This window comes from Roseovarius nubinhibens ISM (genome assembly GCF_000152625.1).
Lineage (GTDB): Bacteria > Pseudomonadota > Alphaproteobacteria > Rhodobacterales > Rhodobacteraceae > Roseovarius > Roseovarius nubinhibens.
The window spans coordinates 736,445-755,855 of record NZ_CH724156.1 but is presented as its reverse complement, the minus strand read 5'-3'; the positions used below and the strand labels follow the sequence as shown (position 1 = coordinate 755,855).

Sequence of the window (19,411 nt, the reverse complement as noted above, 5' to 3'; positions counted from 1 at the left end):
GCCTTGGGGGTCTCGCCTTGCTATGGATTGTCCCGGCGCGGTGGCGATGATCCGCGCCGGTTGTCTCTAGGATTGGCCGAGCGCGCGCTGGGCGCGGCCATATTCCATCCGGTCCCGCCAGCGGTACCAAGCCACCATCGGCGGCAGGAACCAGGGCTTGCCCGCATAGAGCGGGCGGGTCGGGAAGGGCAGGTCGTCGAACGCGGTCTCTCCCTCCGCGAGGCCGAGCACCTTTTGCCCCATGCGCATGCCAAGATAGCTGGCCATGGACACGCCCGAGCCGCAATATCCCATGGCATAATGCACCCCGTCATGGGTGCCGGTATGGGCCAGCTCGTCGAACGTATAGGCCACCATGCCGACCCAGCTATGGGTCAGGCGATAGGCCGAAAGTTCGGGGAAAATGCGGCACATGTCGCGATAGAGCTTGGGGCCGCTGACCGCCGGGTCGGTCTCGCTCGCCGAGACGCGCCCGCCAAAGAGAACGCGGGTCCGGTCCGGCGAGGGGCGGTAGTAATAGACCACTTTGCAGGTGTCGCTGGCGATGCGGTTCTGCGGAAAAAGCCGGTCCATCAGCTCGGCGGGCAGGGGTTCGGTGGCGATCACATAGCTGCCGATGGGGATGACCCGACGCTGCATCCAGGGGCTTGCCGCGCCGGTATAGCCATTGGTTGCCACGATCACGTCGCGGGCGTGGATCTTGCCCTTTTCGGTCTGCACCTCAAAGCCGCCCGCCACCCGGGTGATCCCGATGGCGGCGCAATGCGGCACGAGACTTGCCCCTGCCGCCAGCGCCGCGCGCAGCAGCCCGCGATGATATTTGCCGGGATGGATGGAGGCGTGGTTGGGAAAGAGGACCCCGCCGAAATAGGCGTCGCTGCCGAGATAGGCGTGCTGTTCGGCGGCGGGGATGGGGTGGGCCTCGATCCCTTCTTCACGGCCGAGCTGTTCGGCTTCGCGGGCGATCTGATCATAAGCTTGCGGGGTGTGGGCGGCGTGGAAGCGGCCGGGGCGGTCGAAATCGCAGTCGATGCCGAGGCTGCCGATGCGGTCCTCGATCCATTGCAGCGCGGTTTCACCTTCGCGGCGGATGGCGCGGCCACGCTCTGGGCCGAACCGCGCGCTGAGCTTGGCGAGCGAGGGTTTGATGCTGGTGCTGATCTGGCCGCCATTGCGGGTGCTGCAGCCATAGCCCGCGTCCTGGGCGTCGATCACGATGGTTTTACGTCCCGCTTGCGCCGTCTCGATCGCCGCGTTGAGCCCGGTGTAGCCCGCGCCGATAATCACCACATCGGCCTGTGTATCAGGCCGTTCGGCCATGTCTGGCAGGGCCGTTTCGCCATCGATCCAATAGGGGCGGTCGGTCCAGGATTGGGCCCACACGGAACCGTTACACGAGATTTTCATTGTCGGCGCCAACCGGGCTCTCCTAGTATCTTGTTAAATTTTGAAATAGTGGCAGCAGTTACGTTTGGGTCGCAGCCGGTGCGACTCAGTGTTAGAAATGAACCATTGATTAGGCAATTGAATATAGAAAATACCTCCATTCGATTTATTAATACTGTTTGCTAGGAAGCCTTATGCGATTGAAGATACGCCACCTCGAAGTGTTCAACGCCCTGTTCGAAGCCGGGTCCGTGTCCCGAGCGGCGCTGCGCCTCAACCTCTCTCAACCCGCCGTTAGCGTGGCCTTAGGCAAGCTCGAAGAAGAGTTTGGAATGAAGCTGTTTCACCGGGATCGGGGCTTTTTTGCGCCAACGCGCGAAGCGGTCTTGCTGCGCGAAGAGGTCCGCCACGGGCTGGCGGCGCTGACCCGGATCGATCAACGGGCGGATGAAATCCGGGCCGGGTCAGCCGGCGCCATTTCGGTGGCCACCAATGGGGCGATGTCGGTCAATATGTTGCCGCGCGTCATTGCCGAGTTTCAAAAGGAAAACCCCGGTATCCGGACCAACCTTCATGTGCGGTCGTCGCGGCGGGTGGCCTCGATGGTGGCGAGCCGTCAGGTCGATATCGGGCTGATCGACGCGCCGATGCCGGTGGCGGGGCTCGAGGGCGAGCAGATGCGGATGGAATGCGTCTGTGTGATGACCAAGGACGATCCGCTGACCAGCCATGAGGTGATCACGCCGCAGCTTCTGAGCGGGCGGCGGGTGATCGGGGTGACCGGGGACCACAGTGTCGACCGGCAATTCGAGGACCAGATGGTGCGGGCCGATGCGGTCTATGAACGCAGCTGTACCAGTTATTTTTATGCGCTTGCCCGCAATATGGTGGCGGCCGGGGGGGATGTGTCGATCATCGATCCGGTGAATGGCAAGGCGGATCTCAAGGATGGGGTGGTCTGGCGCAAATTTCATCCGCCGATCTATCACGATATGGTGGTGATCACCCATCGCGGACAGCCCTTGGGCATTGCCGCCAAGCTGTTCCTCGACAAGCTGCATGAGGGGCTCAAACCCTTTGCCGTCAAGGATGACGGGGCCGAGCAATAGGCTCAGGCGGGTTGGGCGAGAGCCTCGATGTCGCGGGCCATGTCTTCGGCCAGATCGGCGAGGGCCTGGGGGTCGGTGCCGCTCTCGGCTTCGATGCGGAGCGCGGTGAGATTGGCCTGATAGCGGCGGGCGAGGCGGGCGGTGTCGGCCTCGCGCGGGAGCGCACCCAAGTCGCGGGCCCGGTCAAAGGCTGCGGCAAAAACACCTGACATTTCAGTCATATAGCCTTGGGCCGCCTGGGCGAGGGCGCTGTCGTCGGCGGTGGCGCTGAGGATGGTTTTGACCAGCATGCAGGCCTGGCTCGGGGCGGTGGGGCGGCGGCTCTGGGCGGTGGCGCGGAGGTGATCGGCCAGGGCCTTCAGGGGCGCGTCAGCCTGAGAAAACAGGGTCTGGAGCGCGGCGCGGTTGCGGGTGAAATAGCGTTCCAGCGCGGCGAGATAGAGCGCCTCCTTGCTGGTGAAGGCGGCGTAGATACTGCCCGGTTTCATGGCGAGCGCGGCCTCGAGATCCTTGAGCGAGGTGGCGTGATAGCCCTTCTTCCAGAACAGATCGAGCGCCGTGTCGAGCGCCGCGTCGCGGTTGTAAGAGGGGGAACGTGCCATGATTTTCGCCGGTCGGTAACATGTCGGTATTGCGTCGGTAACCCGACGGTGCCGGTTTTCCGGCTTTGGGGACGCACCATAGCCAGCCTGACGGGGTTTGTCTTGGCCGATTTGCGGCTTTCAGCTCACATTTGAGTGATCGCTCAAAAATAGACTTGAGTGATCGCTCAAAAATAGGCACATGACGGGGGAGACAATCACCCAAGGCACAGATGAGGAGCCTCTGACATGACTGAATTTACCCTGCACGACGAAACCACCGCCCCCGACGCCTCCAAGCCGCTTCTGGCGAAATCCAAAGCCGCCTTTGGCCGGGTTCCCGGTCTGCATGCGGTGATGGCCGAAGCGCCGGGCCTCCTGGAAGGCTACCAGAAGCTGCATGAGCTCTTCGTCAACTCGAGCTTTGACAAGGACGAGATGACCGTCGTCTGGCAGGCGATCAACGTCGAGAACGAATGCCACTATTGCGTGCCCGGCCACACCGCCATCGCGAATATGATGGGCGTCGATGCCGAGATCACCGAAGCGCTGCGCAATGAGACGCCGCTGCCCAACGCCCGTCTCGAGGCGCTGCGCGATTTCACCCTGGCGCTGGTGCGCGAGCGGGGCTTCCTCGACGATGCGACCGTGCAGACATTCCTCGATGCCGGGTTCACCAAGCAGCAGGTTCTCGAAGTGATCCTTGGCTATAGCCAGAAGATCATGTCGAACTACACCAACCATCTGGCGAAAACGCCGGTGGATAAGGTGAACGAAAAATACAACTGGCAGAAAGCCGGGTAATCCTGCGCCCAGCGCGCGGATCAGCGGGGCAGGCCGGTCAGGCCTGCCCCGTTTTCGTTTGCACGCCGGTCTCGGCCCCAGTCTCGGTCTGGTTCTCGGTCTCTGCGGCGCGGGCCATTTCCTGTAGCATGGCGGTGACCGGCGCGGTGAGCGCGGCAATGCCGCCGGGGTGATCATGGGCCTCGGTCACCGCATCTTCGAGCGTGGCGGCAAGGCGGCCCAGTTCGGGAAAGCCCAATGTGGCGGCGGTGCCGGCGATGCGATGGGCGATGCGCCCGATGTCGGGCAGGATCGGCGAGGGCTTGTCCGGGGCGGATTGAACCTGCGCCCAGATGTCCCGGATCATCGCGGATTGTTCCGGCAATTGTTCGAGGAAGCGGGATCGCACCTTTTGCAATCCCGCGGAAAACGCGTCTTGTGCCTGCATCAGCAACCTGTCCTCCGGGTCTTTTTCGGAGAGGTTAACCGAAGCCGAACAATTGTAATAGCGAGGATTTCTGCGGCTCTTTGCGCTGCGGCTGCCGTTCGACCATTTCGGCGGCGGCGAGCGCCTGCACCAAGGTTTGCGACACGCCCTTGGGCGATTTGAGCTTGAGCGAGAAATCATCCCCCACCACGGCGCGGAGCGACATCGGCGCCCCGTTGCTGTAATGGAGATCCATTTCGGTGATCGTCTCGTTCAGGCGGTGATTGAAGTCATCGCCGTCGAAAGAATTGCAGTTCAGCAGAACGCAGATGAATTCGCCGCCGCCCGCATGGGCCGCAAAGAAGGATTGCGGCTTGAGCGTGTCAGAGATGGCTTCGGCCATATCGGCGACAACGGATTCGTATTCATAGGGGGTCGAATGGGCCAGGACGCGCTTCATCTCCGGGATGATGACGCCAAAGGTCCGCATGCCGATGAGCGAGATCCGCGACACCTGCAGCAGGTAGTTTTCCATCGCCAGATAGTCGATGAACCCATCGACATCATGCAGTTTCACGCGGCGTGCCAGATCGACGGGGCGATCGGTGGCAATCTCTTCGTGATGTTCGGGGATGCCCCCGGCGCGGCGGGTTTCGGCCAGCGACGACACGAGGCGCAGCCGGGCGTGGACTTCGCCGATCTCGAAGGGTTTGGTGATATAATCGCTTGCGCCTGCCGCGAAGGCCGCGTCGATATATTTGCGCTGCGACATGGCGGTGATCATCAGAACCGGCGTCGCCTCATAGGCTTTGTAGCCGCGGATCTTTTGCACCAGCTCGATGCCGTCCATTTCGGGCATCTGGATGTCGAGCAGGAAACAGTCGAAGGCCGTGTTCGTCGTGTCGATGGCGCGCAGCGCATCGGCGCCGGACTCGGCGGTCACGACGTCGGTAAAGCCTGCAGCCCGAAGCACCTCGACAAGGAGCGTCAGGATGATTGGGTCATCATCTACCGCGAGAATTCTCATAGTCTTTTTTGCCTTTTATCGGAGAGTTCCACGTCACCCAAAGAACACCAGTTACTACACTAATGATTCCCATAGGAGTTCGGCGAAACTGTGGCCGAACCGTAGTCATTCAAAGACAGGGGAATTTTAGGAGAGTTGGGTGTCAGGCGCTCAAGCGGAGGTTGCGTCCGCGTGCCGGGGGCATCTCGGCCGATTTGCCCACATTCGCCAGGGGCAGTTCGATGAAGAAGGTCGTGCCGGGGCCCTCATTTTTGACATAATCGATGCGGCCGTCATGGGCTTCCATGATGCGCTTGGAGATGTTCATGCCGAGGCCGGTGCCGCCGACCTTGCGCTTGTCCGAGGAATCGAGCTGGCTGAACTCGTCGAAGACCTTTTGCTTGACGTTCTCGGGCAGGCCGACGCCACGGTCGATCACGCTCACCCGGAGCATCGCGCCCACGACATCGCTGCGGATCGAGACGGTGCTGCCGGTTTCCGAGAATTTGGCGGCGTTCGACAGGATGTTCGACAGCACCTGGTCGAGACGGCTCGCGTCGCAGGTGATGAAGAGGTTGGCCGGCGTCGGTTCGAGTTCGAAGGTGACGTCGAAGCGCTGGGCGAAGGGTTCGTTGGTGGCGATGGATTGTTCGAGGAACTCGGCTGCGTTCAGCTCTTCCATGAAGTAGTCCATGCGCCCGGCCTCCATTTTCTGGAGGTCGAGAAGATCGTTGATCAGCGCGTTGAGCCGGGTCGAATTGCGCTGTGCGATGGTCAGGATCGGTTCCATCTTGGGGGGGATTTCGCCGAGCGCGCGGGCCGCGATCAGATCGAGCGAGCCCTTGATCGAGGTCAGCGGGGTGCGCAGTTCATGGCTCACCGTGGCGAGGAATTCGGATTTCGCGGCGGAGGCCTCTTTTGTCTTTTCGTGCTCTGTCTGCAAATCGGCCATCTGTTGCAGGGTGCGGCGGTAGAGGCCGGAGGAGACGCGGCTACAGTCGATGATGAAGAACATCACGAAGAGGCTGGTGAAGAGCTGCATCCAGAGATCCGAGGTCACCGGGGCATTGGTCGCCCAGATGTCGTAGATCGGGATGAAGAGGAAGGTCGCGCCATAGATGGCCAGTCGAAAGATCAGGATCGGAATCAACTGGTGGTTGTTCATCGAGGCAAAGAGTGCCGCGGCGAAGAGCATGAACATCGACAGGAAGTGGGTGGTGTGCCCCTGGAGAATCGCGACCGTTAACGCATAGATGCAAATATTGGCCGCGCTGATGGCGGTGCCGAGGTAAATCAGCTTGATATATTTGCGGGCGGATTTGATATCGCGGGCGTTCATCCGCAGCACTTTGCGGAAGCAGGCGAAGTCGTAGATCTCGGAGATGATCATCAACGCGAGGTTCAAAAGGGCCAGTTGCCAGCTGTAATAATAGGCTTCGAGCCCCAGGGCGGCGGCATAGATCATCTGGCGCTGCCAGAACAGCGAGGTGCCAACGCGGGCGTAGTCTTTCATCTGAGAGGTCAGGAGAAAGATCGACCGTGTGTCTCGCCGTTGAGACCAGTTGAAGGACGCAAAATCCATTAAACGCTACCGCTTTTAAACGCACAGATGGGCCAATTATTGAGGCCAACTCCGCGTTGGTGATTATCTAATAGGCATTTGTACCAACTCAATATATCCTGTTTACCGCATTTATGAGGCAAAACTGTGGCGTTTAGATTCAACCTGTGATTTTATCGAATCGTAATCACCAAGGCGAAAAACTATGGGCTTGTTTTCACGGCATACACGGATGCGACCGGCACCTTCCCGGTTCCCCGAACTTGTGCCTCAGGAGGATCTGACACCGTTCCGGTTTCGTGCAGAGCCGCCGAAAACCCCGAAGGCAGAGCCCGAGTTTATCCTGCCGACGCATGAATTGAGTTCGGAGATTCAAGGCACTACCTTGTCTTTTGCGAACCTTCACCAGCATGGCAACCTGTTCGTGAACTATCTCAAGGTGCGGCGCGAAGTCTTTATAGACATGAAAGGCTGGGAATTGCCGCAGTCCGAGGGGATGGAATTCGACCAATATGACACCCCGCTGAGCCGCTGGGTGGTGATCCATGAATACGGTCGCATTCTTGCCGGAATGCGGCTTACGCCAACCACGGCGCAATGCGGGCAATACACCTATATGTTGCGCGACGCGCAGCGCGGGCTGTTGGAAAACATTCCGGCGGATGTGCTGTTTGTCGAGGCACCTTGCCGGGATGACATCTGGGAGGCGACGCGGCTCTTTGTGGCGCCCTCGGTGGATGGCAAACGGCGGCTTTTGGTGCAGAAGATCCTGCTCGAATATATGGCGGCCTCGGCCCGCGCGCTGGGCGCAGAGGCGGTGATCGGCATTGTTCCGGCGGTTTTCAGCCGATGGATGAAGCGCATCGGAATGACGGCGACGCCGCTCGGACCCGAGATGAATATCGCGGGCGACCGGACGCAGGCGGCGCTGATGAATGTGGTGCAGCCCTACAAGGACCGGCAACAGCCCGCTTTGCGCCACAGCGCCTGATCAGCCCAGAAGCAAAGGCCGGGGCCGTTCGCCCAGAAGCTTGGCCTTGCGGAAGATGTTTTCCTCGATCGCCTCGACGCGCGGCAGTTCGGTGTCGGCGAGCACGCTGACCGATTGCATCTCTTGTTCGAGCAGGTCGAGCGCGGCCTGGGTCGACAGGATGCGGCGCGACGACAGGGCCGAGACCTTGAGCGTGACCTTGCGGCCGCCGAGATCGGGGATCAGATCGCTCACCGCTTCGATGTTTTCGGCAAGTTTAAGTTGCAGCAGCGGCAGGACGATAGGGGTCCGGCCCAGCACGCAGATCGCAAACCGGCCATGGCCCAGGTAGGAGATGAGCAGGTTCCTTTCATTCACCGAATGGGTGATGACCGTGCTCATGGCATGCAGGAGCTGTTGCATCTCGCTGCGGTCGGAATAGCGCCCGAGCGTGCCGAAATCCTGCACCTGGATGCGGAAGAGGCTCAGCGCGTAGAGGCCGCTCTGCATCCGCAGGATGCGGTTTTCGAGCTGAAAGAAATCGACCATGCCGGACACTTCGGAGAAGGTGAACCGCTCGGACGGGTCGAATTGATCATGGGCGGAGGGGCGGGTCACCATCTCGCGGATGGTTTCGCGGCTCATCCGTTCCTTTTTCAGCGAGTCGACCAGCATCATCGCCATATTCATGCGCCCGATGAGTTCCGGCACGTTGAGCGGCTTTTGCATAAAGTCGGTGGCGCCGGCGGCGAAGGCATTGTTCATATATTGGGCCGGGTCGCCCGAGGTGATCATGATGATCGGCACGTTGCGATAGTCGTCGCGGCGGCGCATCTCGGCGCAGAGCTCGATCCCGTCCATGCCTTGCATCTGAATGTCGAGCAGCAGGCATTCATAGGGAAGCCGCGCCTGATCCGCCAGTTGCAGGGCCGCACTGGCCGACGCGGCGGTTTCCACATCGGTTAGCCCCTGATGCCCCAAATGCGCGAGCAGCAACTCGGTAAAAATCGGATCGTCGTCTACCAACAAAATACGCATGTTGTGCCTCCCAAGGCATGGTTTCACTTACTCATCTTAGAGATGTATAAAAAGCGAGTTTGGCTTTTTGCTGGCATCGTGGAAAAAATCCGAAAAAATGCGTCAAAATCTATCCTGTTGGATTTTAACGATAAATTTATCAATGGGGCAGGATCGCGACACGAATTGGTCAGAAGAAGATCGGCAACCGGGGGGTGTTGGCCGCTTGGCCGCCAAAAGCGACCGTTCTTTGGCGGGAGGGGCGGGAAATGTCGCGACTGGCGAAAATACGCCTGCTCAGAGTCGGAAAGTTACGCTCCTTAATTTCGACAAAGTTTATGTTTAACAATCTATGGGAGAGAGACGCACCACCTCAGGCGGTGACGATCCCTGAGACAAACGAGCTGTGTACGAAGGTGGCAAAATGAAAATCCTGGCAGTCGACGATGATCCGATAGCACTTGATATTCTGGGCGAATGCCTGGCCCAGGCGGGGCATGAGCATGTGACGCTGGAGACCTCTGCCAAACGTGCCTTTGACATGCTGCGCGAGACGTCGATCGCCTATGATTGCGTGCTGCTCGACATTGATATGCCCGAGCGCGACGGGATCGAGCTCTGTGCCGATATTCGCCGTCTCGACCGCTATCGCAACGCGCCGATCCTGATGATCACCAAACATATGGAGCAAGCGGTCGTCGAACGCGCCTTTGCCGCCGGTGCCACCGATTATGTGACCAAGCCCTTTGCCTTTGTCGAAGTGGTGACCCGGATCCGTGTCGCCCATGCGCTGGTGCAGGAACGTCGTGCCGCGCTCGACAGCTATCTCGCGCTGCAAAACAGTGTCGGTCAGCCCGCCGTGGGCCGTGCCAGCGTGCGCAAGTCCAAGGACATGCCGCCGGTGATGGTCGATGAAGAGCAACATGTGAGCGGCGACAATCTCTTGGCGCTGCCGGTGTTCCGCAATTACCTCGAACAGGCGGCGCGCGAGGACAAGGCCAAGATCCATCTGACCGCGATCAAGGCACAGTACATCTCGCGGGTGTTCGAGCTCACCAGCTCGGATGAGTTCCTCGAGTTCCTCAAGATGTTCGCCAAGGCGATCACCGAGGAATTCGCGCCCGAACAGGTGTTCATGACCCATATGGGCAATGGCGTGTTCCTGTGCTCGTCGCATCATGCGCCGACACGGAACCTGACCAAGATGGAAGATGCGCTGCTTTTGAAGCTGCGGAAACTGGTGGAGACATCGGGCTTTGTGCAGGATGTGCCGGTCGATCTGGTGATGGGGTCGGCGCTCAAGATCAACCCGACGCCGAAGCTCAACTTTTGCCGCGCGTCCAAGGCAGCGATTGCCCGGATGGACAGTCGCGATCTCGAACAGAACGCGGTCAGCGCCGCCTGATCCTATTGATTTGACGCAAGAAAAGACCCGGTCGCGAGGGCGGCCGGGTCTTTCTTTTTGTCGCTGAGCTGTTGCTTAGCTGGCAGCAGCGCTGCGGCGGCGGGGGCGTCGGCCCTTGGACTGGCCGCCGGGCTTGGTATGGGCGGGTTTGCCGCCACGGTTGGCGGCAGGGGGGCCGCCACGGCCGCCACGACGGCGATTGCCACCGGGTTTCGCGCCGCGCGCCTCATCGGCCGCGCCTTGCGGCAGGGTGCCGCTGGCGACGGGGATGTCGATTTTCATCAGGCGCTGAATTTGACGCAGGAGATCGGCCTCTTCTGACGAGCAAAAGGCAATGGCCTCGCCTTCGCGGCCAGCCCGGGCGGTGCGGCCGATGCGGTGCACGTAGTTGTCGGGCACGTCGGGCAGGTCGTAGTTGATCACATAGGCGACGCCGGGGATGTCGATGCCACGGGCCGCGACATCGGTCGCCACCAGCACGTTGATCTCGCCCGCGCGGAAGGCCTTGATGGCGCGGTCGCGTTGGCCCTGGCTCTTGTTGCCATGGATCGAGGCGGCGTTATAGCCGTCGGCCACGAGGCCTTTCATCAGCTTTTCCGCGCCATGTTTGGTGCGCGAAAAGACCAGCGTCAGCGCGTCCATGTCGCGCGACAGGATTTCGCGCAGTTTCGACGGTTTGGCGGGTTTTTCGAGGAAATGCACCGATTGGGTGATCTTGTCGGCGGCCTTGCCCGGGGGAGAGACCTGCACTTTGCGCGGGTTCTCGAGATAGGCGCGGCTCAGCTCTTCCATCTGTTTCGGCATGGTGGCCGAGAACAGCATCGTCTGACGCGGGGTGCCGAGGCGCGGCGCGATCTTGCGCAGGGCGTGGATGAAGCCGAGGTCGAGCATCTGGTCGGCCTCGTCGAGCACCAGGTGGCGCACCGAGCCGAGATCGACGGCGCGGCGGTCCATCAGGTCGATGAGCCGGCCCGGGGTGGCGACGAGGATGTCGGTGCCACGGGCGAGGAAGGTGATCTGACGGTTGATCGACTGGCCGCCAACGACCGTGGCGACGCGCAGTCTGGTGCCGTCGGTGAGGTTGCGCAGGCTGTCGGCGATCTGGTTGACCAGTTCGCGGGTCGGCGCGAGGATCAGCGCCTTGGCGGTTTTGGGCGCCGGTTTGCCGGGCTCTGCGAGCAGGTGGTTGATCAGCGGCAGGCCAAAGGCCAGCGTCTTGCCAGTGCCGGTCTGGGCGAGGCCGAGAATGTCGTGACCTTCGAGCGCAAGCGGGATCGCCTGGTTCTGGATCGGGGTGGGTTCAGAGAAACCGGCGCGGGTCAGCGCCTCGTTGAGGGCCGGTGCGAGACCGAGCATGTCAAAATCGAACAAGTGTATTCCTTTATAGCGCCCACCACGACGCCAACGGCCCGCAGGAGCAAGTTTCGCGCCACGCCTCATGCGCCACGCGACAGGGTGAACCGTGACCTCGAATGCGCAGGCGTATCCCGCGGCACCCGGCCATGGCCAAGAGAACCCTGCGTGAATGGGAACTGGAGAAGATGTGCTGATGCGCCCGATCTGGGGGCGCGGCATACTCACGCGGCAGCGCAGCACAGGCCCCATGTGGGGGATTGGCGGCCATAAGTCAAGCCTTCTGCGTGACAGCCCGTGAGCGGCGGTGAGGCCGCTCACGGTGTGGGATCAGTTGCCAGCGATCCCGGCGAGGTCGAACTGTGGCGTGCCGAGCGCGTCGGAGGTCAGCAGATACATGCCCGAATTGGCCATCGCCCAGATCAGGTTGCGGTCCCATTCGACAAAGATGCTCTCGACCGGGGTGATGTAGGAGCGCGGGTCGTCGAGATCATCGGTCATCGGCGGGGTGAAATAGGCCACGATCTCGGCGTTCTTCGGGTCCGAGATGTCAAAGACCTGCACGCCCGCGTTGTTGAACGGGTAGATCGCCAGATTGTCGTCGGCCTGACCCGGCGCGAAGAAGGGCGAGGGGCGTTTCGGCCCAAACTTGCCCCGGCGCTGGCAGAAGTCGGTATAGGGGGCCTCTGCGGGCGGTGTCGGACGCGGCAGGACCGAGATGATCTCGGGCGCTTCGGGCGTTTTGACGTCGATCACAAAGATGTCCTTGTAGGGCTCGTAGCAATCCTCATTCATCGGATAGCCATTGGCGAGCACGATGCCGCGCGACTGCACACGGGTCACGTCGATATTGTCGCCCTCGACGCCGCCGACATTGACCGGCAGATCAACACTGCCGACCGCCTTGGGATTGGCCGGGTCCTGCAGGTCGAGCACGTGAAAGCCGAGCCCGCCCATGACCGTATAGCCATAGCGCCCGCCCTCATCGAGCGGCACCGGCGTCGAGATTGGCAGCCGTGCGCCGGTCCAGGAGACGCGGTTCCCGTATTGCCGCCATTCCTTGTAATATTCTTCCTCGCCAAGCCGCTGACCGGGCACCCACCAGGTCGAGACCCATTTCGGGTTATAAGGGTCTTCGACGTCGAGGATCATCTGCGCCGGAGAGTAGATGTAGTTCGGGTATTCGATATTGGTGAAAGTGTTGTCGGGGGCCGCCGCGACAAAGGCATATTTGCCGCCGTCGTAATTCGGCACGTCGAGCGCGCCTGAACCTTCCTGCCGCGTCCCATGGGGGTTGAGCGTGTTGGTGCTGATCTCGGCGATCTGGCGCCATTCGGTGATGCTGTCCATCTCGTAGATGCGGACACCGCGGAAGGCCTCGGCCTCTTTGATCGCCTTCACCGCCTCGGGGGCGTCGTATTTCTTGCCCTTGAGCCCACCGATAGAGCGGGGCACCTCGAAGGATTGGATCATGATCCATTTCTCGAGTTTCTCATTATAGGCGATGGCGGCGGCGCCGAACCAATTGCCGTCCTCGTAGGTTTTCTCGAGGACGATCTCCATCTCCTTGGGGTTGGTGATGTCATAGATTTTCAGGATGTGGCGGTAGTAGTGGATCATGTAGCGATGGCCGTCCATGTCCACGGTGTGCTGCCACGAATGGCCCGGTTTGACGACGATGGGCCAATGGCCTTCGACTGTCATGTTCTTGATATATGTCGCGTCTTCGAGCTCTTCGAGGCTGCCGTCAAAGGGGCGGGGGCCGCTATAGGCCCAATAGGGCGCTTCGGCGGGATGTTTGAAAACGCCGGTTTCCGGGTCGAGCCCATAGCTCGCCGGGTCGGGGTGCTGGGCTTCGCCCGCGAGGGCGGTGCCGGCCAGCGTCAGGGCCAGCACGGGGGCCAGCAGTGAGGCCAGCAGCGGCGTGCCGGGATTGGTCGCGGCCTTGCGGCCGCGTTGGGTCATGGTGATCATCCGTCTCTCCTCCGATAGGATGGTGTGGGTTTGGTGGTCCGGTCTGTGGGCCGGGGTGGTGTCCGGTCCTTGGGTGTCTGGCCCTTGGGCGTCCGGTGCTGGCAGGCGCGTGCCTTGTCCTCCCTTGGGCCTGCCGTGAGACCGGGGCCGCGCCCCTTCCGGGCGGGCCGGTGGCCTCAGCTTTTGAGGGTACAACCTGCGGGCGGGGCGGGCGTTATCGAAACGCTTATGTCGATAGAGGGTTTGCTTATACCGGGGCTGGTCAGATCAGTGCGGTCAGATCAGTGCGGTCGAGAGCCAGGGGAAGCGGCTCAGAAGCAGCAAGATCACGGTGACCGCCAGCAGGAAGGGCCAGAGCGATTTGAGAATGCGCCCCGGGGTCACGCCGCTCATCGAGGAGGCGATATAGAGCCCGACGCCCACTGGCGGCGTCAGCAGGCCGAGCACGAGGTTGAGGCACATCACCACGCCGAATTGATAGGGGCTGATGTCATAGTCATTGGTCGCGATGGGCAAGAGGATCGGCGAGATCAGGATCACCGCCGCGATGCCGTCGATCAGCATGCCGACGAAGAGCAGGATCAGGTTGACGATCAGCAGGAAGAGGAACGGGTCGCTGGTGATCGAGGTGATCAGCGCGGCAAGTTTCTGCGGCAGGGCTTCGTAGATGATCACCCAGCCAAAGACATTGGCGGCGGCGATCATGAAGATGATCATCGAGGCGTTGACCGCCGTGCGCTGAAACATCGCGAAGAGGGCGCGCGGCTTGAGTTCGCCATAGATCAGCCAGCCGATGAGAAAGGCGATGAGCGAGGCGATGGCGGCGCTCTCGGTCGGGGTGGCGATGCCAAAGAGGATGCCGCCGATGATGGCCAGCGGGATCAACGCGGCGGGCAGGCAGTAGATCAGCGCCTGAAACGCCTCGCGTCGGGTGAACCATGTGCCCTTGGGAAAGGAGGTGGCGAGCCCAATGCAGAAGATCACCGCGCCAAAGGCCACGGCCAGCATCAGCCCGGGCAGGATGCCCGCGAGGAACATGTCGCCGATCGGCACCTGGGCCAGCACGCCGTAGATCACGAACATCATCGAGGGCGGGATGACCGGAGCCAAGAGCCCGCCGGCGGCGGTGGTGGCGGCGGCAAAGCCCGTGTCATAGCCTTCTTTTTCCATCTCGGGGGTCATGGCGCGGGCCATGACGGCGATCTGGGCGGTGGCCGAGCCGATGATCGCGGCCATGAACATATTGGCCAGCAGGTTGATATAGGCGAGGCCGCCGCGAAACCCGCCGACAAAGACCCGGGCCGCGTTGATCAGCCGGCGGGTCATGCCGCCTTCGTTCATCATTTCGCCGGTCAGCATGAAGAGCGGGATGGCGAGCAGGCCATAGTTTTCGAGGCCCGAGAACATCTTTTGCGCGAAGCTGTCGTAGAGGACGGTGTTGCCGCTCTCCCAGATGTACCAGATGGCGGTCAGCGCCAGCACCAGGGCCACGGGCACGGCGATCAGCAGTTTGAAGGCAAAGATGAGCGGGGTCATGTGTCTTGATCCGTGGCGGCGGCGTTCTGGCCGAGGAGGTTGGCGACACTGTGCAGCGTCGCGCCGAGGGCGAAGGCCCACATCACCATCCAGACCCAGTATTTCGGGATGCCGAGCGTGGTGGTCGGCTCGGCGTAGATGAAGTTGAACACCGCGCCCTGAAACGCCTCGGTGTCAAAGCCGTGGAGGGCGAGCTGATAGGGGGAGAACCAGCGCCAGCAGAACCAGATCATGCAAAGCGCGAAGACGAGCACGATGAGATCGACCAGCTTGGCGGTGATCCGGCGCAGCACGGGGATCAGCGAATCCGTCAGGATGGTGACCGCCACGTTATGGCCGAAATGGAGCGCGGCGGAGGCGCCGAGAAAGGTCATCCAGGCCATGGCGTAGATGGCCAGCTCGTCGACCCAGTAGAGGGCGGCGCCGATGCTGCGGGTGACGACATTGAGGAGGATGAGACAGGTGATCGATACGGCCAGGGCTGCCGCCAGTGCCAGTTCGATCCGCGCCCATCGGGCTGAGATACGTCCGATCATGTCATGTCTCCAAACTGTCGGGGCGCGTGCACATGCTGGCCCGCGCCCCGATCAACCCTTTCGGTGGGTTACTCGGCGGTTTGCGCCGCCACCTCGCGCAGGGCGGCCAGCGACGGGGCGCGGTCCGACCAGGTGTCGTTCCAGGTGGCGATGGCCTCGCTGAAGAAGCTCTCGTCGACCTGTTTGTAGCTGCGGCCAGTGTCGCGGATCTGGTCGAGCCAGCCCTGCTCTTTCTCGACATAGCTGTCGATGGTGCTGTCGACATGGCGGGCCATGAGATCACCGATCATCGCGCGGTCCTCTTCCGAGAGACCGGCCCAGACGCGGGCCGAGACGAGGCCAACCATGGGGAACATCATATGGTCGGATTGCACGATGGTGTCGGCGTGCTCGTAATATTTCAGCACCCAGATCAGCTCGGCATCCATGTCGATGGCGTCGACCTGACCATTGGCCAGCGCGTCATAGACATCGGGCAGCGGCATCGGGGTGGGGGCGGTGCCGATGGCGTTGTAGAAATCGAGGATCGGCTCAAAGGGCGTGACCCGCAGCTTGAGACCGGCGAGGTCTTCGGCGGAATTGATCTCGCCCCGGCTGACGATCTGGCGCAGGCCGGCCATGCCAAAGCCGGTGCCGACGACGCCGGCCTTGCCGGGCAGCTGGTCGAGCATGTCGCGGGCGGTGTCGCTGCGCAGGATGCGGCCCGCGTGACCGATGTCATCGGCGAGATAGGGCGCGTAGAGCGCGCCGAAATCAGGCGCGCGGTTCGACACTTCGGCCACGGTCATGAAGGCCATGTCGAGCGCGCCGGTCTGCAGCTGTTGCAGCATCTCGGCCTCGTTGCCGAGCTGACGGGCGGGGAAGACGGTGACGCTATGGGTGCCGCCGCTGGCCTCGGCCAGCTCGGTGCCAAAGGCTTCGGCGGCCTTGGTCCAGATATGGGGCGGCGGGGTGATCAGGCCGAGCCGGAATTCGGCGGCAAAGCCGGGGGCGGCGGTGGCCAGCGCCATCGCGGCGCCGGTCAGCAATCTGGTGATGGTCTTCATCTTGAGGCTCCCTTTATCATTCTCGTTGGATCAGAGTTGAACCCATCCGGCGGGCGGTTTGCCCTTGCCCGGATGCAGTTCGCCGCAGCTCGGACAGGTCCGGGCCTCGGTGCTGTTGTGGAAACGGTCGTAGATTTTGGGCAGGGCGCTGACGATGCCTTCGGCGCCGTCAAGGGTCAGCTCTTCGCGGTGGACGAGGCCCTGACAGTTGAAGCAGAACCATTCGAACCCTTCTTTCATGCCGGGCTGGCGCGGCGCTTCGACGACGATCCCGACCGAGCCCTCTTGCGGGCGCTGGGGCGCGTGGCGCACATGCGGCGGCAGCATGAAGACCTCGCCTTCGCGGACCGGCACGTCGTAGATTTTGCCGCCCTCCGCGATCTTGAGCATCATGTCGCCCTTTTGCTGAAAGAACCATTCCTCGACCGGGTCATCATGAAAATCGACGCGGGTGTTGGGGCCGCCCACGACCATCACGATCATGTCGCCTTCTTTGTGCAGAAGCTGGTTGCCGACCGGCGGGCGCAGCTTGTCGGCATTGTCGGCGACCCATTTCTTGAAGTTGAAGGGTTTGAGTGTCGGATGTTCGGTCATGGTCACCTCCCTCGGGGCTCTCTGGCCGCGGAGGGCCGTGTTTCACCGGAAAATCTAGGAGAAATGGGAGCAAAGAAACATTTGTTTCTGGGAAAATGGGTATATGTTTTGCTGATATCAGGCTTAGGCAAAAAGTAAGATCGCGGTGCCTGCGGTGGACAGGATAGAGGCCAGGATAAGCGGCCGGAGCGCCACGGTTTCCCCTTTTGTTATCAAGAGGATGATGGCGGCCGAGAACATCACTTCGAGCGTGCCGAGCAGCGCCACGGAGACCACCGGCGCGGAATGGAGGGCAAAGAACTGCAGGATCTGCCCGGCGCTCAGGCCCAGCGCGGTGAGCCAATGGGCGGCTTGGCGGTCTCGACTCAGATGCCGCAGCCCGTCGCGCAGACCTTTGCGGGCAAGGGCCAGTGCCAAGAGCGCCAGCGCCCCGGCAAAGGCCCCGATCATCGCGCCGAATGTCGGGTCCGGCAGGATGTCGAGCCCCAGCCCGCGAAAGGCGAAGGCCAGCGCATAGGCAAGCGCCGAGAGCGTGCCGAGCAGCAGGCCGAACGGGTTGGCCGAGATTTGCGGCAGGGTATTTGGCGCGGGCGTGGCGGCGCGGGTCTGCGGCAGGACGTAGATCAGGACGCCTGCGAGAACCAAGGCGCTGCCCAAAAGGGTATTTGGCGCGGGCACCTCGCCGAGCAGCAGATAGGCGCAGGGCAGCACGAACAGCGGGGTCAGCCGCCGCAACAGGCCCGCACGCACCGCGCCGATCCGTTCGGTCGCCCAATACATCGCCTGCCGCCCGATCCCGTTGGAACAGATACCCGCCACGGCAAAGATGAGGATCGCGCCCGTCAGGTCGCGCGGGGCGAGCTGCGCGCCCGTCGTGGTCCCGCCCCAGCCGAGCCAGAGCAGGCAAGACAGGGCGGCGGTCAACAGGACGGAGAGAAAGACGCCATTGTCGCCGCGTGCTATGGGGCGGCCTTGGACAATGGCGACGCCCGCCACCCCGTAGGCCAGGGCGGCGAGCACGGCAAAGGCTTCGCCGGTCATTGTGCGGGATCAGAGCTGTAGGCCGCTGTCCTCGAAGGCGGCGCTGGTCGCGGCTTTTTCGGCCTCGGTCAGTTCCAGCATCGGGTGACGAACGCGCCCGCCCACCTGACCGAGCAGCTCTTGCCAATATTTGCCATGGGCGGTGGGTTTGCCGCCGGGCTTGGTGCTCTGTATGGCGTGGCGCACCGGGTCGAGACTGTCGCGGACCCGGCGGGCGGCGTCGAATTTCCCGGCGAAGGCCAGTTCGGTATATTCCTGCATCCGCAGATCGTTCTTGGTCTGCAGCTGATAGGGGGGCGAAGAGCAGAGGTAGAGCTGCCAGCCGAGTTCCTCGATATTGTCGAGCCACTCGGGTTCGGCCGAGGTCGAGACGAGGATCTTGTCGCCGACCATCTTGGTCAGCCGGGCATACATCTCGCGCGGGACGGAATATTTGATCGCCATGATATTGGGCAGCTCGGCGATGCGGGCGCAGGTCTCGGGCTCCATCAGATAACCGCTGTCGGGGTGGCTCCACATGGCGATGCCGATGTCGAGCCGGTCGCAGAGGTATTTGTAGTAATTGTAGAGCACCTCGTCGCGGTCATGGCAGAAGCTCAGCATCGGGGCGTGGACGACGACGTAATCGGCGCCGCAATCCTGCGCGTGACGGCCGAGGTCGAGCACGGTTTCGACGTTCTGATCCGAGATCGACATGATGGTGCCGGCCTTGTCGCCGCATTCCTCGACGGCGATGGTCATGTTGCGCTTGCGCTCGTCGAGCGACATCGACCAGAACTCGCCCTGCTTGCCCGCGATGAACAGCCCCTTGATGCCGAGGTCGTCGATCCAGTGGCGGATGTTGCTGCGCAGCCCGGCCTCGTTCAGCGCGAGCGTTTCGTCGAACGGGTTGAGCGCCGCCGCCCAGATGCCGCGCATGGTTTCGCGGGCATAGGCTTTGGCGTCTTTCTTGGCGTATTTCATGGGCCGGCTCCGGTGTGATCAACAGGGTTTGGCGCGCGCGGTGGCGCCGAGGTCTGCCGGTATTTGCCCGCCGGGATGGGCGAAAACCAACCGCATTCCGGGAAACTGGATATCCAAAAAAAT

At 62.0% G+C, this 19,411-nt stretch carries 18 protein-coding genes; 4 read left to right on the top strand and 14 right to left on the bottom strand.

What is annotated here, in order from left to right:
• Positions 1-66 precede the first annotated feature (66 nt).
• Entirely contained in the window at positions 67-1,407 is a 1,341-nt protein-coding gene (locus ISM_RS03750; RefSeq protein WP_009812782.1) for an NAD(P)/FAD-dependent oxidoreductase, read from the bottom strand.
• Positions 1,408-1,580: 173 nt separating this feature from the next.
• Here ISM_RS03750 and ISM_RS03745 point away from each other — a divergent pair, with 173 nt between their 5' ends.
• Positions 1,581-2,495 (top strand): LysR family transcriptional regulator, encoded by a 915-nt coding sequence (locus ISM_RS03745; RefSeq protein WP_083780892.1) that lies wholly within the window; start codon positions 1,581-1,583, stop codon positions 2,493-2,495.
• A 2-nt stretch (positions 2,496-2,497) separates the two neighbouring features.
• On the opposite strand, the gene ISM_RS03740 is transcribed toward ISM_RS03745, so the two are convergent.
• Complete coding sequence (locus tag ISM_RS03740; RefSeq protein WP_009812780.1) at positions 2,498-3,097, bottom strand: TetR/AcrR family transcriptional regulator; 600 nt, start codon at positions 3,095-3,097, stop codon at positions 2,498-2,500.
• A 228-nt stretch (positions 3,098-3,325) separates the two neighbouring features.
• Here ISM_RS03740 and ISM_RS03735 point away from each other — a divergent pair, with 228 nt between their 5' ends.
• Positions 3,326-3,880 (top strand): carboxymuconolactone decarboxylase family protein, encoded by a 555-nt coding sequence (locus ISM_RS03735; RefSeq protein ID WP_009812779.1) that lies wholly within the window; start codon positions 3,326-3,328, stop codon positions 3,878-3,880.
• 37 nt (positions 3,881-3,917) lie between these two features.
• On the opposite strand, the gene ISM_RS03730 is transcribed toward ISM_RS03735, so the two are convergent.
• The 3 genes from ISM_RS03730 to ISM_RS03720 form a co-directional block, all read right to left on the bottom strand.
• Positions 3,918-4,307, bottom strand: coding sequence for an Hpt domain-containing protein (locus tag ISM_RS03730; RefSeq protein WP_009812778.1), 390 nt, complete (start codon positions 4,305-4,307; stop codon positions 3,918-3,920).
• Between the two features lie 34 nt (positions 4,308-4,341).
• Positions 4,342-5,313, bottom strand: coding sequence for a response regulator transcription factor (locus ISM_RS03725; protein ID WP_009812777.1), 972 nt, complete (start codon positions 5,311-5,313; stop codon positions 4,342-4,344).
• Positions 5,314-5,455: 142 nt separating this feature from the next.
• On the bottom strand, positions 5,456-6,805 hold the full coding sequence (locus ISM_RS03720) for a sensor histidine kinase (RefSeq protein ID WP_198011645.1): 1,350 nt from the start codon (positions 6,803-6,805) through the stop codon (positions 5,456-5,458).
• A gap of 472 nt (positions 6,806-7,277) precedes the next feature.
• Here ISM_RS03720 and ISM_RS03715 point away from each other — a divergent pair, with 472 nt between their 5' ends.
• Positions 7,278-7,844, top strand: a complete 567-nt coding sequence (locus ISM_RS03715) for an acyl-homoserine-lactone synthase (protein WP_254655642.1) — start codon at positions 7,278-7,280, stop codon at positions 7,842-7,844.
• Here the strand turns inward: ISM_RS03715 and ISM_RS17660 are convergent, their stop codons facing one another.
• Complete coding sequence (locus ISM_RS17660) at positions 7,845-8,861, bottom strand: response regulator (protein ID WP_009812774.1); 1,017 nt, start codon at positions 8,859-8,861, stop codon at positions 7,845-7,847. It abuts the gene before it with no gap.
• Between the two features lie 403 nt (positions 8,862-9,264).
• Here ISM_RS17660 and ISM_RS17655 point away from each other — a divergent pair, with 403 nt between their 5' ends.
• On the top strand, positions 9,265-10,245 hold the full coding sequence (locus ISM_RS17655; RefSeq protein ID WP_050754103.1) for a response regulator: 981 nt from the start codon (positions 9,265-9,267) through the stop codon (positions 10,243-10,245).
• Positions 10,246-10,320: 75 nt separating this feature from the next.
• Here the strand turns inward: ISM_RS17655 and ISM_RS03700 are convergent, their stop codons facing one another.
• From ISM_RS03700 to ISM_RS03665, 8 genes are all read right to left on the bottom strand, one after another.
• Positions 10,321-11,616, bottom strand: a complete 1,296-nt coding sequence (locus ISM_RS03700) for a DEAD/DEAH box helicase (RefSeq protein ID WP_009812771.1) — start codon at positions 11,614-11,616, stop codon at positions 10,321-10,323.
• A gap of 312 nt (positions 11,617-11,928) precedes the next feature.
• Positions 11,929-13,572, bottom strand: coding sequence for an LVIVD repeat-containing protein (locus ISM_RS03695; protein WP_009812770.1), 1,644 nt, complete (start codon positions 13,570-13,572; stop codon positions 11,929-11,931).
• 276 nt (positions 13,573-13,848) lie between these two features.
• Positions 13,849-15,108, bottom strand: coding sequence for a TRAP transporter large permease (locus ISM_RS03690; protein WP_009812769.1), 1,260 nt, complete (start codon positions 15,106-15,108; stop codon positions 13,849-13,851).
• Entirely contained in the window at positions 15,105-15,644 is a 540-nt protein-coding gene (locus ISM_RS03685) for a TRAP transporter small permease (RefSeq protein WP_009812768.1), read from the bottom strand. The genes ISM_RS03690 and ISM_RS03685 overlap by 4 nt, the downstream gene beginning before the upstream one ends.
• 68 nt (positions 15,645-15,712) lie before the next feature.
• A complete protein-coding gene (locus tag ISM_RS03680; protein ID WP_009812767.1) occupies positions 15,713-16,690 on the bottom strand; it encodes a TRAP transporter substrate-binding protein in 978 nt (325 codons plus the stop codon).
• A 30-nt stretch (positions 16,691-16,720) separates the two neighbouring features.
• The gene (locus ISM_RS03675; protein ID WP_040617826.1) at positions 16,721-17,284 is read right to left on the bottom strand and encodes a 3-hydroxyanthranilate 3,4-dioxygenase; all 564 of its coding nucleotides are present in this window, start codon (positions 17,282-17,284) and stop codon (positions 16,721-16,723) included.
• A gap of 123 nt (positions 17,285-17,407) precedes the next feature.
• On the bottom strand, positions 17,408-18,325 hold the full coding sequence (locus ISM_RS03670) for a DMT family transporter (RefSeq protein ID WP_009812765.1): 918 nt from the start codon (positions 18,323-18,325) through the stop codon (positions 17,408-17,410).
• Positions 18,326-18,334: 9 nt separating this feature from the next.
• On the bottom strand, positions 18,335-19,288 hold the full coding sequence (locus tag ISM_RS03665; RefSeq protein ID WP_009812764.1) for a dihydrodipicolinate synthase family protein: 954 nt from the start codon (positions 19,286-19,288) through the stop codon (positions 18,335-18,337).
• Positions 19,289-19,411 lie beyond the last annotated feature (123 nt).

Excerpts from the sequence above, each read along its gene's own strand:
- ISM_RS03670 (WP_009812765.1), bottom strand. The coding sequence starts at position 18,325 with ATGACCGGCGAAGCCTTTGCCGTGCTCGCCGCCCTGGCCTACGGGGTG.
- ISM_RS03695 (WP_009812770.1), bottom strand. The coding sequence starts at position 13,572 with ATGATCACCATGACCCAACGCGGCCGCAAGGCCGCGACCAATCCCGGC.
- ISM_RS03675 (WP_040617826.1), bottom strand. The coding sequence starts at position 17,284 with ATGACCGAACATCCGACACTCAAACCCTTCAACTTCAAGAAATGGGTC.
- ISM_RS03740 (WP_009812780.1), bottom strand. The coding sequence starts at position 3,097 with ATGGCACGTTCCCCCTCTTACAACCGCGACGCGGCGCTCGACACGGCG.
- ISM_RS03730 (WP_009812778.1), bottom strand. The coding sequence starts at position 4,307 with ATGCAGGCACAAGACGCGTTTTCCGCGGGATTGCAAAAGGTGCGATCC.
- ISM_RS03735 (WP_009812779.1), top strand. The coding sequence starts at position 3,326 with ATGACTGAATTTACCCTGCACGACGAAACCACCGCCCCCGACGCCTCC.
- ISM_RS03750 (WP_009812782.1), bottom strand. The coding sequence starts at position 1,407 with ATGAAAATCTCGTGTAACGGTTCCGTGTGGGCCCAATCCTGGACCGAC.
- ISM_RS17660 (WP_009812774.1), bottom strand. The coding sequence starts at position 8,861 with ATGCGTATTTTGTTGGTAGACGACGATCCGATTTTTACCGAGTTGCTG.
- ISM_RS03720 (WP_198011645.1), bottom strand. The coding sequence starts at position 6,805 with ATGAAAGACTACGCCCGCGTTGGCACCTCGCTGTTCTGGCAGCGCCAG.
- ISM_RS03725 (WP_009812777.1), bottom strand. The coding sequence starts at position 5,313 with ATGAGAATTCTCGCGGTAGATGATGACCCAATCATCCTGACGCTCCTT.
- ISM_RS03745 (WP_083780892.1), top strand. The coding sequence starts at position 1,581 with ATGCGATTGAAGATACGCCACCTCGAAGTGTTCAACGCCCTGTTCGAA.
- ISM_RS03685 (WP_009812768.1), bottom strand. The coding sequence starts at position 15,644 with ATGATCGGACGTATCTCAGCCCGATGGGCGCGGATCGAACTGGCACTG.
- ISM_RS17655 (WP_050754103.1), top strand. The coding sequence starts at position 9,265 with ATGAAAATCCTGGCAGTCGACGATGATCCGATAGCACTTGATATTCTG.
- ISM_RS03680 (WP_009812767.1), bottom strand. The coding sequence starts at position 16,690 with ATGAAGACCATCACCAGATTGCTGACCGGCGCCGCGATGGCGCTGGCC.
- ISM_RS03690 (WP_009812769.1), bottom strand. The coding sequence starts at position 15,108 with ATGACCCCGCTCATCTTTGCCTTCAAACTGCTGATCGCCGTGCCCGTG.
- ISM_RS03665 (WP_009812764.1), bottom strand. The coding sequence starts at position 19,288 with ATGAAATACGCCAAGAAAGACGCCAAAGCCTATGCCCGCGAAACCATG.